Origin of the sequence: Streptacidiphilus sp. EB129, from assembly GCF_041262645.1 — a bacterium.
Lineage (GTDB): Bacteria > Actinomycetota > Actinomycetes > Streptomycetales > Streptomycetaceae > Streptacidiphilus.
The window spans coordinates 226,952-241,299 of the sequence record NZ_JBGCCS010000005.1 but is presented as its reverse complement, the minus strand read 5'-3'; the positions used below and the strand labels follow the sequence as shown (position 1 = coordinate 241,299).

General features: G+C 72.7%; 12 protein-coding genes. 2 read left to right on the top strand and 10 right to left on the bottom strand.

Annotation, left to right across the window (positions count from 1 at the left end):
• From gatC to ABH925_RS08845, 5 genes are all read right to left on the bottom strand, one after another.
• Window positions 1-297 (bottom strand): Asp-tRNA(Asn)/Glu-tRNA(Gln) amidotransferase subunit GatC, encoded by a 297-nt coding sequence (gatC, locus tag ABH925_RS08865; protein WP_370146646.1) that lies wholly within the window; start codon window positions 295-297, stop codon window positions 1-3.
• 175 nt (window positions 298-472) lie between these two features.
• Complete coding sequence (locus ABH925_RS08860) at window positions 473-2,017, bottom strand: putative bifunctional diguanylate cyclase/phosphodiesterase (RefSeq protein ID WP_370146645.1); 1,545 nt, start codon at window positions 2,015-2,017, stop codon at window positions 473-475.
• Window positions 2,018-2,203: 186 nt separating this feature from the next.
• On the bottom strand, window positions 2,204-4,450 hold the full coding sequence (gene ligA, locus ABH925_RS08855; protein ID WP_370146644.1) for an NAD-dependent DNA ligase LigA: 2,247 nt from the start codon (window positions 4,448-4,450) through the stop codon (window positions 2,204-2,206).
• Window positions 4,451-4,468: 18 nt separating this feature from the next.
• Window positions 4,469-5,482: a methionine synthase gene (locus ABH925_RS08850; RefSeq protein ID WP_370146643.1), complete on the bottom strand. Its 1,014-nt coding sequence runs from the start codon at window positions 5,480-5,482 to the stop codon at window positions 4,469-4,471.
• A gap of 80 nt (window positions 5,483-5,562) precedes the next feature.
• Window positions 5,563-6,252, bottom strand: a complete 690-nt coding sequence (locus ABH925_RS08845; RefSeq protein ID WP_370146642.1) for an SDR family oxidoreductase — start codon at window positions 6,250-6,252, stop codon at window positions 5,563-5,565.
• A gap of 112 nt (window positions 6,253-6,364) precedes the next feature.
• Between ABH925_RS08845 and ABH925_RS08840 the strand changes: the two genes are divergently transcribed.
• A complete protein-coding gene (locus tag ABH925_RS08840) occupies window positions 6,365-8,431 on the top strand; it encodes an NAD-binding protein (RefSeq protein WP_370146641.1) in 2,067 nt (688 codons plus the stop codon).
• Here the strand turns inward: ABH925_RS08840 and ABH925_RS08835 are convergent.
• From ABH925_RS08835 to ABH925_RS08825, 3 genes are all read right to left on the bottom strand, one after another.
• Complete coding sequence (locus ABH925_RS08835) at window positions 8,407-8,940, bottom strand: TIGR00730 family Rossman fold protein (RefSeq protein WP_370146640.1); 534 nt, start codon at window positions 8,938-8,940, stop codon at window positions 8,407-8,409. The genes ABH925_RS08840 and ABH925_RS08835 overlap by 25 nt on opposite strands.
• A gap of 94 nt (window positions 8,941-9,034) precedes the next feature.
• Window positions 9,035-10,186 (bottom strand): tRNA 2-thiouridine(34) synthase MnmA, encoded by a 1,152-nt coding sequence (gene mnmA, locus ABH925_RS08830; protein ID WP_370146638.1) that lies wholly within the window; start codon window positions 10,184-10,186, stop codon window positions 9,035-9,037.
• A 79-nt stretch (window positions 10,187-10,265) separates the two neighbouring features.
• Complete coding sequence (locus ABH925_RS08825) at window positions 10,266-11,441, bottom strand: cysteine desulfurase family protein (protein WP_370146637.1); 1,176 nt, start codon at window positions 11,439-11,441, stop codon at window positions 10,266-10,268.
• Window positions 11,442-11,650: 209 nt separating this feature from the next.
• On the opposite strand from ABH925_RS08825, the gene ABH925_RS08820 reads away from it, so the two are divergent.
• Complete coding sequence (locus tag ABH925_RS08820) at window positions 11,651-12,400, top strand: IclR family transcriptional regulator (protein WP_370146819.1); 750 nt, start codon at window positions 11,651-11,653, stop codon at window positions 12,398-12,400.
• 42 nt (window positions 12,401-12,442) lie between these two features.
• Here the strand turns inward: ABH925_RS08820 and ABH925_RS08815 are convergent, their stop codons facing one another.
• Both ABH925_RS08815 and ABH925_RS08810 read right to left on the bottom strand, forming a co-directional pair.
• A complete protein-coding gene (locus tag ABH925_RS08815; RefSeq protein WP_370146636.1) occupies window positions 12,443-13,114 on the bottom strand; it encodes a trimeric intracellular cation channel family protein in 672 nt (223 codons plus the stop codon).
• Window positions 13,115-13,253: 139 nt separating this feature from the next.
• On the bottom strand, window positions 13,254-14,312 hold the full coding sequence (locus ABH925_RS08810) for an ABC transporter ATP-binding protein (protein ID WP_370146635.1): 1,059 nt from the start codon (window positions 14,310-14,312) through the stop codon (window positions 13,254-13,256).
• Between the last annotated feature and the right edge of the window lie 36 nt (window positions 14,313-14,348).

The window sequence follows — 14,348 nt, the reverse complement described above, 5'->3', positions numbered from 1 at the left end:
TCAGTCCTCCCCGAGGATCTGCGGCACGCGGAAGCGCTGCTCCTCCGCGGCGGGTGCGCCGGCGAGGGCCTCGGCGGGCGTGAGCGAGGGGCGGACCACGTCCGGGCGCATGACGTTGGTCAGCGGCAGCGGATGCGAGGTCGGCGGGACGTCATCGGCGGCGATCTCGCTGACGCGGGCGACCGCGTCCACGATCGCGTTGAGCTGCTCGGCGAAGTGGTCAAGCTCTTCGCTCTTGAGCTCCAGCCGCGACAGCCGGGCGAGGTGGGCGACCTCCTCGCGCGTAATGCCAGGCATGCAGCGATCCCCTTCGGGGTGAGTTCTGGGTTACCGACCCCAGTCTATTGACAGCGGGTCCCCGCCCATCCTACGGAGCACCCAAGCCTCAGGAGCAACCACATACAGGGGCGCGAGGAACTGCGCGACGAACCACGCACCAAGCCGCACGTCCCAAGCAGCCGTACCCCACCACTCACGTGGGCTCCGCAGGCAACGGCGCAACCGCGTTGCGAACCCGCAACCAAGCCGTCGCCTGCTCCGCAGGAAGCGCCGCGGAGACCAGCCACCCCTGCACCGCGTCGCAGCCCATCGCGTGCAGCCGCTCCCAGGTCTCGTCGTCCTCGACGCCCTCCGCGACCACGGTCAGGCCCAGCGAGTGCGCCAGCTGCACCGAGCAGCGCACCACCGCGGCGTCGTGGTCGTCGGCGACCATCCGGCTGACGAAGGAGCGGTCGATCTTGAGCTCGCCCACCGGCAGTTTCCGCAGCCGGACCAGCGAGGAGTAGCCGGTGCCGAAGTCGTCCAGCGACATGCCGACCCCGTGCCGGCGCAGTTCCTCCAGCGTGTCGGCGGCCAGCTGGCCGTCCTCCAGCAGCAGTCGCTCGGTGATCTCCAGCTGCAGCGCCCCCGCCGGGACCCCGTGCCGGAGCAGCCGGTCCGCGATGGACTGGGCGAAGCCCGGCCGGAGTACGTCCCGGGGCGAGACGTTGACGGCGACCTGGACGGTCATCCCCTCGGCGCGCCAGCTCGCCAGCTGGCTGACCGCCGCCTCCAGCACGTAGTCGGTGAGCCGGGGCATCAGGCCGCTGGACTCGGCGAGGCCGATGAACTCCTCCGGGCTGACCGGGCCGTGCCCGGCCCGGTCCCAGCGCGCCAGCGCCTCCAGGCCGACGACATGGCCGTCGAAGGCGACCTTGGGCTGGTAGTGGATGACGACCTGGTCGGCGTCGATGGCCCGGCGCAGATCGCCGAGCAGACCGAGCCGCTGGGGCGTGTCGGCGTCCTGCTCGGGCCGGTAGGACTCGACCCCGCTGCGGCTGCGCTGGGCGTGGGCCATCGCCACGTCGGCCCGGCTCAGCAGCGTCTCGGCGTCGGTGGCGTCGTCGGGGGTGACCGCGACCCCGGCGCTGGACTCCAGCACCAGCTGCAGCCCGTCCAGCAGGATCGGCGCGGCCAGGTCGGCGACCAGGCTGCGGGCGGTCTGCACCGGGCCGGCGCCGGCGTCCGGGAGCAGCACGCCGAACTCGTCGCCGCTGAGCCGGGCGGCCAGCCCGCCCAGGGGACGCACGGATCGCCGCAGCCGCTCGCCGACCTGCACCAGCAGCCGGTCGCCGGTGGCGTGGCCGAGGGTGTCGTTCAGGGAGCGGAAGCGGTCCAGGTCGAGCAGGATCAGCGCGACCGCGTGGCCGGGGCCGGCCGGGGCGCGGCCGATCGCCTCACGGGCGGCGGCCAGCAGCGAGTCGCGGTTGGCCAGGCCGGTGAGCGGGTCCAGGGCCTGGTTCCGGGCCCGGTCCCGGGCGATCCGCCAGGCGGCGAAGAGCACCGCCAGCGGCACGGCGAACAGCGGCAGCAGTTGGGGCGCCTGCCGGGTGGTGAGCAGGACGAGCGGGAGGAGCGGGGCCGCGCCGACCGCCAGCACGCCGACGAACAACGCCACGCCCGCCCACCGGCCGGTTCTGACCGTGCGTTCGGGCCCGGCCAGCCGGGCGGCGCGGCCCAGCCACGTCGTGCGCTCCATGAATGTTCCTCTGGTTCCCCGTTCGCCCGCCGAGGGAGCGGGTTGTGCACCAGGGTAAAGCGGGGGCTTCTGGAGGGGCAGGGAATTGGACAGGCCGTGACCGACCGGTGTCGTTACCGGCCGGTCGGCACTACGCTGTGCCCTTCTGGGCCGATTTGCCTTCATGTTAAGTGACTTGACCAGCTGTCAGTCCTCGGGGGCGGTCTCCTGCGGCAGCGCGGCGGCACGGGCCGCCTCCGCACCCTCGCTGAGCAGCACTCCGAAGCCGTCGTCGTCCAGCACCGACAGCTTCAGCTGCATGGCCTTGTCGTACTTGGAGCCGGGGTTGTCGCCGACCACGACGAAGTCGGTCTTCTTCGACACCGAGCCGGTGACCTTGGCCCCGAGGGCCTGCAGCGCGTCCTTGGCGCCGTCACGGGTGTGCGAGGCGAGGGTGCCGGTGACCACCACGGTGAGCCCGTCCAGCAGCCGCGGGCCGACCTCCTCGCCGCCCTCCTCGACGAACCGGACGCCGGCCGCGCGCCACTTCTCGATGATCTCCCGGTGCCAGTCCTCGGCGAACCACTGGATGATGGCGGCGGCGATGCCGGGCCCGACGCCCTCGGTGGCGGCCAGTTCCTCCTCACTGGCCGCGGCGATCCGGTCCAGGTCACGGAACTCCCGCGCCAGCGCCTGCGCGGCGACCGGACCGACGCGACGGATCGACAGACCGTTGATGAAGCGCCACAGCTGGCTCTCCCTGGCGGCCTGGAGGTTGTCCAGCATCAGAACGGCGGTCTTCTTGGGCTCGCCCTTGAGGTTGGCGAAAAAGGACACAACCTTCTGCTCGCCGGTGGTCTCGTCGATCTTGGGCAGGCCGGTCTTGGGGTCGCGGACCAGAGCCCTGATCGGAAGGAGCTGTTCCATCGACAGGTTGAAGATGTCACCCTCGTTCGTCAACGGCGGCGTCGACGGCTCCAGGGGCTGGGTGAGCGCGACTGCCGCGACATAGCCGAAGTTGTCGACGTCCAGCGCCTCCCGGCCGCAGAGGTAGGCGATCCGCTCCCGGATCTGCGCCGGACAGTAGCGGGCGTTGGGGCAGCGCAGGTCGATGTCGCCCTCCGCCATCGGGCGCAGCTCGCTGCCGCACTCATGGCAGTGGGTCGGCATGACGAACGCGCGTTCGCTGCCGTCGCGCAGGTCCTCGACCGGACCGAGGATCTCCGGGATGATCTCGCCGGCCTTGCGCAGCACCACGGTGTCGCCGATCAGCACCCCCTTGCTCTTGACGACCTCCTGGTTGTGCAGGGTGGCGTACTGGACCATCGACCCGGCGATCAGCACCGGCTCGGCGAGCACCGCGAAGGGAGTGGCCCGGCCGGTACGCCCGATGCCGACCTGGATCCGCTCCAGCCTGCCGACGGCCTCCTCGGGCGGGTACTTCCAGGCGATGGCCCAGCGTGGCGACTTGGACGTTGCCCCGAGCCGCCCCTGCAGGGCGATCTCGTCGACCTTGACGACCACGCCGTCGATCTCGTGCTCCACCGAGTGCCGGTTCTCGCCGAAGTCGGCGATGAACTGCTTCACCTCGGCAAGCGTCCCGACCACCTTGTTGTGCCGGGCCGTGGGCAGTCCCCAGGCGTGCAGCAGTTCGTAGGCGTGAGACTGGCAGTCGATGTCGAAGCCCTCGCGGGCGCCGATACCGTGCACCAGCATCCGCAGTGGCCGGGCTGCCGTGGCCTGCGGATCCTTCATCCGCAGGGACCCGGCGGCGGTGTTCCGGGGGTTGGAGTAGAGCTTCTCCAGCGCCAGCGGGCGCTTGCCCTCCGCGAGCAGGCGGACGTTCTCCTCCGTCCGGCGCTCGTTCTCAGCCACGAGGCCGGCGTTGAACTGCTCGAAATCGGCCGTGGACATGTAGACCTCGCCGCGGACCTCCACCAGCGCGGGCGGACCGTCCCCGGCGAGCTGCTCCGGGATCTCGGCGATCGTGCGGGCGTTGGCGGTGATGTCCTCGCCGACACGGCCGGTGCCACGGGTGGCGGCACGCACCAGCCGCCCGTGCTCGTACGTCAGGTTGATGGCCAGCCCGTCGATCTTGAGCTCGCAGAGGTAGTGGAACGGCTGGCCGGCGAGGTCACGCTCGACCCGCTCACCCCACGCGTCCAACTCCTCGTCGTTGAAGGCGTTGTCGAGGCTGAGCAGCCGCTCCAGGTGGGTGACCTTGGCGAAGTCCTCGGAGAGGGCGCCACCGACCTTCTGGGTCGGGGAGTCCTGGGTCCGCAGCTCCGGGCGGCGCTGCTCGATGGCCTCCAGTTCCCGCATCAGCGCGTCGAACTCGGCGTCGCTGATACTGGCGGCGTCATGGGCGTAGTACCGGGTGCGGTGGTCCTCAAGCTCCTGCGCCAACTGCGCGTGCCTTGCCCGATCCACGTCCGACACGCCACTCTCCTCCATCGACGACCCCCTCCTCGGTTACTCCGGATTGTCCGCCAGGCTCCGGGCGGCGGTCACGGTGTGTGACAGCGCACGCCGCGCGTAGGACGGAGAGGCCCCCGCCAGGCCGCAGCTGGGCGTCACCACCACGCGTTGTGCCAGCAAGGCGGGGTCGAGACCCAGCCTTCGCCACAGTGTTCTGACACCGCTGACACTACCGGCCGGGTCTGACAATCCCTGGTCGGCGGAGGGCACGACACCCGCGAGGAGCACCGTCCCCGCCTCCAGCATCTCGCCGAGGACGTCGTCGTCACGCTCCGTCAGCAGGGCGAAGTCCACCGACACCCCGACCGCGCCGGCCCGCCGCAGCAGCTCCAGCGGCACGTCGGAGGCGCAGCAGTGCACCAGCACCGGGACGTCCAGCGAACGCATCAGGGTCCGCAGGGTCTCCTCGGCGACCTGGCGGTCCACCGACCGCAGCCGCTGCCAGCCGCTCGCGGTCTTCACCTGCCCGGCCAGCACCGCCGGCAGCGAGGGCTCGTCCAGTTGCAGCAGCAGCTGTGCCCCGGGGATCCGCCGGCGCAGCTCCGCGAGGTGCAGCCGCAGGCCCTCGGCCAGCGAGGCGGTGATGTCGCGGACCGCGCCAGGGTCGGCCAGGGCCTTCTCGCCGCGGTGCAGTTCCACGCTCGCGGCCAGCGTCCACGGGCCGACGGCCTGGACCTTGAGCGGTCCGGTCCAGCCCTGGGTGAACTCCTCCAGCGCGTCCAGGTCCTCGCCGAGCCACGACCTGGCCCGGCGGGTGTCCCGGCCCGGGTGGTCGCCGAAGCGCCAGCCGGAGGGCTCGACCCGGGCGAACAGCTCGACCAGCAGGCCGAGGCTGCGCCCGATCATGTCCGCGCCCGGCCCGCGCGCGGGCAGCTCGGGCAGGTGCGGCAGCGCGTCCAGGGATCCGACGACGGTCTTCGCGGCCTCGCGGGCGTCGGTGCCCGGCATCGACCCGACCCCGGTCGCCGCCGGACCGGTCAACTGCGGAAACGTGCTCTCAGCGCTCACCCGGGCAGCGTACGGGACGGTGCCCGGCCCGCCCTACCGGCGCCGCCGGTCGGTGCCGCCCGGCGGGCGCGGCCCGCCGCTCAACGGCCGGGGCGGACCGTGATCTCGGTGAGGTCCGCGTCCCGGGGCAGGTCGAGGGCGGTGAGGATGGCGGTGGCGACCGACTCCGGGGCGATGAAGGCGTCCGCGTCGTACGGGAGGCCCTCCTGGGCGCGGACCTTCTGCTGCATGGGGGTGGCCGTCCGGCCCGGGTAGACGGTGGTGACCCGGACGCTGTTGGCCTGCTCCTCGGCGCGCAGCGAGTCGGCGACCGCACGCAGTCCGAACTTGGACGCCGCGTAGACCCCCCATTCGGCGTGGGCGGCCAGCCCCGCACCGGAGTTGACGAAGACGACATGGCCGCGCGAGACCCGCAGCGTGGGCAGGAAGAGCCGGGTCAGCTCGGCCGGGGCGACCAGGTTGACCGCCAGGGTCTCGTTCCAGACCTTGGTGCCGAGGTCGCCGATCCCGCCCAGTTCCACCATGCCGGCGATGTGCAGCAGCGAGTTCAGCCGCACCGGCTGGGTCTGCTGGCCCAGCGCCCAGGACAGCCGGTCCGGGACGGCCAGGTCGCCGATCAGCGTCTGACAGCCGGGGAACCGCCGGCGCAGCAGCTCCGCGCGCTGGGCGTTGCGCGCCAGCAGCCAGATGTCGTCGCCGCGTTCCTGCAGCCGGGCGGCGACCGCCGCGCCGATGCCGGACCCTGCCCCAGTGATCAAGTGCGTACCCATGCGTTCATTGGTATCACGGCCGCGACAGCCGACGATCCGTCACTATGGGGGCGAGGAAGATCCACGGAGCGGCGTGGCGCTGGGTGACGCCGCCGACCGACGGGGGCAGCGCGTGACCGAGCAACTCGCCGCGGCAGTGCCGGACGGTGTGACGGAGCCGACCGGGCCACCGCCCGCGCAGGTCGGGCACATGATCGTCTGTGGCGGGGACGCCCTGACCCACCGGGTGGCGCTGGACCTGATCCACCTCTACCGCGAACGGGTCACCCTGGTCATCCCCGACCCGGACCAGGGCCACGGGCCCCAGCTCGCCGCGCTGGCCACCGCGGACGGCACGGTGACCGTGATCGCCGGACGCAGCCCCGACGAGCCGACCCTGCTCGCCGCCGGGATCACCGACGCCACCGCACTCGCGCTGACCATCGACCACGACCCGACGGTCACCCAGGCCGCGCTGCTGGCCCGCGGGCTCAACCCCCGGCTGCGGCTGGTGATCCGGATCTTCAACAACGCGCTCGGGGTGCGCCTGGAGCGGCTGCTGGACCGGACCGCGTCGGCGAACGGGGGCTCGACCGCGGTGCTCTCCGCCTCGGAGACGGCCACCCCGGCGCTGGTCTCCGCCGCGGTCACCGGCCGCAACCAGGTCATCCCGGTGAACGGCGGCACCCTGTCGGTGGTGGAACAGCCCGTCGAGGAGGGCGCTGCCGAGGCGGCCGCGCTGGCCCGGGGCGGCGCGGTGCCGCTGGCCCTGCTGGCGCCGCGCAGCAACGACCTGCTCGGCTCGGGCACCACTCCGCTGCACCCGCTGCTGCCGTCGCAGACCCGCACCGCCGGGGTACGGGCGCAGAGCACCCGCGCCGTGCTCTGGCTGCGGCACGACCCCAGCGAGCCGGACCCGCCCGCGCCCCGGTTCCGCCGTCCGGCCTGGGGCGCGCTGTTCTCCCGGCGGTTGCGGCTGGCCGGTCTCGGGCTGGCCGCCCTGGTCGCGGTGCTGACCCTGGCGACCTGGCTGTCGACCGACAACTCGCTGCCGCTCTCGCTCTACCTGGTGCTGATGGACGTCGCGGCGATGGGCAACCCGGCACTGGGGCAGCCGCTGGCACGACAGTTGCTGCAGTTGCTGGCCGCCTTCACCGGCATGCTGATCATGCCGCTGGTGCTGGCCCTGGTGCTGGAGAACCTGGGCGCGCTGCGCACCATCGGGCCGCTCAACCGCCCGCTGCGGACCACCTCCGACCACATAGTGATCATCGGGCTGGGCAAGGTCGGCACCAGGGTGCTGGAGCGGCTGGTCGACCTGCGGGTCCCCGTGGTCGCGGTGGAACGCGACCCGGAGGCGGCAGGGGTGTCGCTGGCCCGCAAGCGCAACGTCCCCGTGGTGATCGGGGACATCTCCCAGCCCGAGGTCTACCGCGCCGCGCGGATCGGTCGCAGCTCCACGCTGATGGCGCTGACCAGCAACGACAGCGTCAACCTGGAGGCGGTGCTGTACGCCCGCGAGCGGCGCCCGGACCTGCGGGTGGTGCTCCGGCTGTTCGACGACGCCTTCGCCACCACCGTGTACCAGGCGCTGCGGGCCTCGTATCCGCAGGCCCCGACCCGCAGCCGGAGCGTGTCCTACCTGGCGGCGCCGGCCTTCGCCGCCGCCATGATGGGCCGTCAGGTACTGGCCGCGATTCCGGTCGAGCGGCAGATGCTGCTGGTCGCCACGGTGAACGTGCGCGGCCGGGAGGAGCTGGAGGGCCGGACCGTGGCCCGGGCGTTCCGGCCCGGCGGCTGGCGGGTGGTCGGACTGCTGTCCGGCTCCGGCCGGCTGACCTGGGGCCCGGCCGAGAGCCGGGTCCTGCAGGGCGAGGACCGGGTGATCGTGGTCGCCACCCGCGAGGGCCTGGGCCTGCTGCTGCAGCGGTCCCAGGCGGAGGAGTCCGCGTTCGCCAGGGCCTGGGCGGCGGCGGAGCGCCGGAACGCCGAACCCGCCCCGGCGGGTTCCCCTCAACCCGTGCCGCAGGGCCAGGCCGGGCCCGGCCCGGTACCGGCCGGGTCCCCGAGCGGGGCGCCCGCCGGGCCACTGGGCGGGCTCGCCGGGACGGAGCAGACCCCGGTCCCCCTGCCCCGGCTCCCCCGCGCCGAGCCGTCCCCGCCGTACCAGAACGATCAGGCGGAGGGTCCCTCCAGGTAGTCGAGCACCTCGGCCGCGTCCGCCGCGAAGCGGGCCAGCTCGTCCAGCGGACGCGGCAGAAAGCCCTCGGCCTCCATCCGGCGCAGCTGGGTGCGCATGCCGTCGTAGAAGCCCTCGGTGTCCAGCAGCACGATCGGCTTGTCGTGCAGGCCGTGCTTCTTCAGCTCCAGCACCTCGGTCGCCTCGTCCAGCGTGCCCAGGCCGCCGACCAGCACCACCACCGCGTCCGCGCGGGCCAGCAGTGCGGCCTTGCGCTCGGCCAGGTCGCGGGTGGTCACCAGCTCGTCGGCGCCCTGGTAGGTCTTGTGCGAAAGCAGCTCCACAGAGATGCCGACCAGCCGGGCTCCGGCCGCCTTGGCCTCGTCCGCGATCACGCCCATCAGCCCGGCGTGGGAGCCGCCCCAGACCAGGGTGTGGCCGCGCTCGCCGAGCAGCCGGGCGAACTCGCGGGCCGGCTTGGTGTAGCGCTCGTCCAGGACGAAGGCGGAGCAGAAGACGGTGATGTTCACAGGGCCCCCGGGGGTCGATGGCGCGGGACCCGCGCCGATGGTCCGACCGGTCGCAGCCGGTCAGGTGCGGCGGTCGGTCAGGTGCGGCGGTCGGTCAGGTACTGGAGAAAGCGGCGCGCTCCGTGGTGGCGATGGTCGCCGAGCCCACCACCCGGGTGCCGTCGTAGAGCACCACGGCCTGGCCCGGCGCGATCCCCCGCACCGGCTCGGCCAGCACCACCCTCAGCTCGCCGTCCACCAGCTCGGCGGTCGCGGCCACCGGCTCGCCGTGGGCGCGCAACTGCGCGGTGTACGCACCGGCGGTGAACGGCGCCTCGCCGCACCAGCGCGGAGCGGTCCCGGTCAGCGCGGACACGTCCAGCGCCTCGACCGGGCCGACGGTGACCCGGTTGTCGACCGGGGAGATGTCCAGGACGTAGCGGGGCTTGCCGTCGGCGGCCGGCCGGCCGATCCGCAGTCCCTTGCGCTGGCCGATGGTGAAGCCGTACGCGCCGGTGTGGTCGCCCAGCTTGGTGCCGTCCACGTCGACGATCTCGCCGGGGGCGGTGCCCAGGCGCTGCTCCAGGAAGCCCTGGGTGTCGCCGTCGGCGATGAAGCAGATGTCATGGCTGTCCGGCTTCTTCGCCACGGCCAGGCCGCGCCGCTCCGCCTCGGCCCGGACCAGCTCCTTGGGCGTGTCCCCGAGCGGGAACAGCGCGTGCGCCAGCTGGTCGGCGTCCAGCACGCCGAGGACGTAGGACTGGTCCTTGGCCGGGTCCACCGCGCGGTGCAGCTCGCGCAGGCCGTCCTCGGTGGTGACGATCTGCGCGTAGTGACCGGTGCAGACGGCGTCGAAGCCCAGCGCGACGGCCTTGTCCAGCAGCGCAGCGAACTTGATCTTCTCGTTGCAGCGCAGGCACGGGTTGGGGGTACGGCCCGCCGCGTACTCCGCGACGAAGTCGTCGACCACGTCCTCGCGGAAGCGCTCGGCGAGGTCCCAGACGTAGAACGGGATCCCGATCACGTCGGCCGCGCGGCGCGCGTCGCGCGAGTCCTCCAGCGTGCAGCAGCCGCGGGCGCCGGTACGGAAGGACTGCGGGTTGCCGGACAGCGCCAGGTGCACCCCGGTGACGTCGTGCCCCGCCTCGGCGGCCCGGGCGGCGGCGACGGCGGAGTCCACCCCGCCGGACATCGCGGCGAGCACGCGCAGGCGTCCCCCGCCGAGCGCGGACGCGGAATCGTCAGGGGCCCCAGGAAAGTCATTCATGATGTAACCAGGGTACGTTCCGCAGGCAACTGCCTTGTCCGCGCTCGTGCCGTAAGACTGGACACACCGCCGGGGCGGTTCAGCGGACCGGGGCTCCGGCCATCCGGGCGCGTTCGACGACCGGGCCGATCACCGCGGCCAGCGCCTCGACGTCGGCGCGGGTGGAGGTGTGGCCCAGCGAGAACCGCAGCGAGGCGCGGGCCAACGCCGGTTCGGCGCCCATCGCGAGCAGCACATGGCTGGGCTGCGGAACCCCCGCCGAACAGGCGGAGCCGGTCGAGCACTCCACCCCGCGCGCGTCCAGCAGCATCAGCAGGGCGTCACCCTCGCAGCCGGGGAAGGAGAAGTGGGCGCTGGCGGGCAGCCGCCCACCCGGTGCGGGGTCGCCGTTGAGCACCGCGTCCGGTACGGCGTCGAACACCGCCGCGACCAGCTCGTCGCGGAGCAGCGCGGTGGTGGCGGCGTGCTCGGGGCGGCGCGCGGCGGCGATCTCCGCCGCCGCGGCGAAGCCGGCCGCGCCGGGAACGTCCAGGGTGCCGGAACGGACGTCCCGCTCCTGCCCGCCGCCGTGCAGCAGCGGGATCGGCGTCATCGTGCGGCCGAGCAGCAGCGCGCCGATGCCGTACGGTCCGCCGATCTTGTGCCCGGTGACGGTCAGCGCGTCCAGCCCGGAGTCGGCGAAGGAGACCGGCAGCTGACCGAACGCCTGCACCGCGTCGGCGTGCATGGGGATGCCGAACTCCCGCGCCACAGCCGAGAGTTCGGCGACCGGCTGGATGGTGCCGACCTCGTTGTTGGCCCACATCACGGTGATCAGCGCGACGTCGGCCGGGTTGGACCGCACCGCCTCGCGCAGCGCCTCGGGGTGGACCCGGCCGTAGCCGTCCACCGGCAGCCAGTCGACCCTGGCGCCCTCGTGCCGCTCCAGCCACTCCACCGCGTCCAGCACCGCGTGGTGTTCGACCGGGCTGCAGAGCACCCGGACCCGGGCCGGGTCGGCATCGCGGCGCGCCCAGAACAGGCCCTTCACCGCGAGGTTGTCGGACTCCGTACCGCCGCCGGTGAACACCACCTCGCTGGGACGGGCGCCGAGGGCCTGGGCCAGCGTCTCCCGGGACTCCTCGACGACGCGGCGGGCGCGACGGCCGGCGGCGTGCAGGGAGGAGGCGTTGCCGGTGCTGCCGAGGTGAGCGGTCATCGCCTGGACCGCTTCGGGCAGCATCGGGGTGGTCGCCGCATGGTCGAGATAGGGCATGGCGAGATCAAGTGTAGAGGTGCCCGGATCCGCCGCGTGGCCACACCCTCGACTCAGCCCGGATTCCAGCCGGGCCCCGGATTCCGGCACGGCCCGGATTCCAACAGAGACACGGTTCCCCCAGGGCCGTTGCACCCCGTGCAACGCCTGCCTAGGATCCGGTGGACACGCGAACGAGGCAGTCGCGGGCGACCGAGCGGGGCGAGGGCATGGCGCAGACGGTGGACCGGGCACTGGTGATCCTCGCCTCGCTGGCCGAGGGCCCCTCCTCGCTGGAGCAGGCCGCCACCCGGATCGGCGTGCACAAGTCCACCGCGCTGCGGCTGCTGCGCACCCTGGAGGAGCACGGACTGGTGCACCGCCAGCCGGACTACCGTTACCGCCTCGGCAGCCGGCTGTTCTCGCTGGCCCAGCAGGCCCTGGAGAGCATCGACGTCCGGGTGGTCGCCGCGCCGCACCTGGCCGCGCTCAACGAGCGCTGCGGGCACACCGTCCACCTCGCGGTGTACGAGGACGGCGAGGTGACCTACGTCGACAAACTGGAGAGCCGCTACCCGGTCCGGATGTACTCGCGGATCGGCAAGCGCGCCCCGCTGACCGCCTCGGCCGTGGCCAAGGTGCTGCTGGCGGACCTGCCGGAGGCACGCCGCCGCGAGGTCGCCGAGCGGCTGGAGTACCCGGCCTACACCACCCGTTCGCTGCGCTCTCCCGAGGCCCTGCTGGCCGAGCTGCTGACGGTGCGTGACCAGGGCTGGGCGGTGGACCGCAACGAGTACGAGGAGACGGTGAACTGCGTGGCCGCTCCGGTGCGGGGCATCGACGGACGGGTGATCGCCGCATGCTCGGTGTCCACCCCGACCGTGGTCGCCCCGATGGCCGCGCTGCGGCGACTGGTTCCCGACCTGCTGCGGACCGCCGAGGCGGTCTCCCGCGAGTACGGCGGCCTCGCCGCCTCCTGACCGCCCGCCCGCCGGCCGTTCCCGGCCGGGTCCGGCGGGGTGTCAGCCTCCGTCGCCCTCGCCCTCGGGGCTGGCGCTGCCGCGGTGCCAGGCGCGCGGCGCACGCCAGTCGTAGCGCAGGGCGAGCATCCGCAGCACGAAGGCGCTCAGCGCGGCGAAGGTGCCGGTGACGGCGGTGAGGTGGTGCACCGTGATCAGCCCCGCCACGATGGCGGAGCCGACCAGCGCCGGAACGGCGTAGAGCGCCCGGTCCCAGCGCAGCAGCGAGGGCAGCTCGTTGGCGAGCAGGTCGCGGGCGACGCCTCCACCGACCGCGGTGGCCATGCCCAGGGCGACCGAGGCGACCACGCCGAGACCGTAGTCGTGGGCCTTGGCAGTGCCGGCGACGCAGAAGAGGCCGAGGCCGGCCGCGTCCAGGAGCTGGACGGTGCGGTTGATCCGCTGGACCTCGGGGTGCAGGAAGAAGACCACCAGTGTGGCCGCCAGGGGGTCGAGGAAGTACCCCATGTTCTGGAACGCGGCCGGTGGCACCGCCCCGATGATCAGGTCCCGGAAGACCCCGCCGCCGAGCGCGGTGACCTCGGCGAGCACCGCGATACCGAAGATGTCGAGGTTCTTCCGGACCGCGAGCAGGCCGCCGGACAGGGCGAAGACGAAGATCCCGACCAGGTCGAGTGTCTCCTGCACGCCGGGCTCAAACAGTTGCGAGGTCACCCCGTAGTTCTATCCGACACCCCAGGCAACCGAAGAACCACCACAAAGGGGCGCGAGGCTCTGTTGCACTAACTGCGTGCGCTGCCAACCACCCGCCCAGCAGCAGGTAGGCAGAACAGTCCCCCGCGCCCCGACAAAACTAGGCCGGCGCGTTCTCCGGGAAGTGGCACGCCACCTGGTGGCCCGTCTTCAGGGCAACCAGCGGCGGCTCCTGCGTGGAGCACACCTCCTGGGCCTTCCAGCAGCGCGTACGGAAGCGGCAGCCGGACGGCGGGTTGATCGGCGAGGGCACGTCACCGGTCAGCAGGATCCGCTCGCGGGCCGCCGCGCCCTTGCGGGTCGGGTCCGGCACCGGCACGGCCGACATCAGCGCGTTGGTGTACGGGTGCATCGGGTTGGCGTAGAGCGACTCGCGGTCGGCCAGCTCCACGATCTTGCCGAGGTACATCACCGCGACCCGGTCGGACACGTGCCGGACCACCGAGAGGTCGTGCGCGATCACGACATAGGTGAGGCCGAGGTCCTTCTGCAGGTCGTCCAGCAGGTTCACGACCTGGGCCTGGATCGAGACGTCCAGCGCCGACACCGGCTCGTCCGCGACGATCATCTTCGGACGCAGGGCCAGCGCGCGGGCGATGCCGATGCGCTGGCGCTGACCGCCGGAGAACTCGTGCGGGTAGCGGTTGTAGTGCTCCGGGTTGAGGCCGCAGAGCTCCAGCATGTCCTGGACCGCGCGCTTGATCCCGTTCTCGGTCTTGACGTTCTGCAGCCGGAACGGGGCGCCGACGATGGTGCCGACGGTGTGCCGGGGGTTCAGCGAGGAGTACGGGTCCTGGAAGATCATCTGGATGTCCCGGCGGTACGGGCGCATCTGGGCGGTGCTCAGGTGGGTGATGTCGGCACCCTCGAAGGTCACCTTGCCACCGGTCGGCTCCAGCAGCCGGGTGATCAGCCGGCCCATCGTGGACTTGCCGCAGCCGGACTCCCCCACCACGCCGAGCGTCTCGCCCTGGCGGACCGAGAAGGTCAGCCCGTCCACAGCCTGGACGGCACCGGCCTGACGCTGCAACAGCCCCTTCTTGATGGGGAAGTGCTTGACCAGTCCGTCGACCTCCAGCAGCGGCTCGCCTTCCGAGACCGATGCGGACGCGGGCGCGGGGACCGTCGCCGTCGCGGCGGTGGAGCTGTCATCAGCCATGGTGTTTCTCGTCTCCTCGACGTGCGACGTGTCGCC

Bases quoted from the DNA above. Each gene is read 5' to 3' on its own strand.
- gatC (WP_370146646.1), bottom strand. From the start codon at position 297: ATGCCTGGCATTACGCGCGAGGAGGTCGCCCACCTCGCCCGGCTGTCG.
- ABH925_RS08860 (WP_370146645.1), bottom strand. From the start codon at position 2,017: ATGGAGCGCACGACGTGGCTGGGCCGCGCCGCCCGGCTGGCCGGGCCC.
- ligA (WP_370146644.1), bottom strand. From the start codon at position 4,450: ATGGAGGAGAGTGGCGTGTCGGACGTGGATCGGGCAAGGCACGCGCAG.
- ABH925_RS08845 (WP_370146642.1), bottom strand. From the start codon at position 6,252: ATGGGTACGCACTTGATCACTGGGGCAGGGTCCGGCATCGGCGCGGCG.
- mnmA (WP_370146638.1), bottom strand. From the start codon at position 10,186: ATGAATGACTTTCCTGGGGCCCCTGACGATTCCGCGTCCGCGCTCGGC.
- ABH925_RS08825 (WP_370146637.1), bottom strand. From the start codon at position 11,441: ATGCCCTATCTCGACCATGCGGCGACCACCCCGATGCTGCCCGAAGCG.
- ABH925_RS08820 (WP_370146819.1), top strand. From the start codon at position 11,651: ATGGCGCAGACGGTGGACCGGGCACTGGTGATCCTCGCCTCGCTGGCC.
- ABH925_RS08810 (WP_370146635.1), bottom strand. From the start codon at position 14,312: ATGGCTGATGACAGCTCCACCGCCGCGACGGCGACGGTCCCCGCGCCC.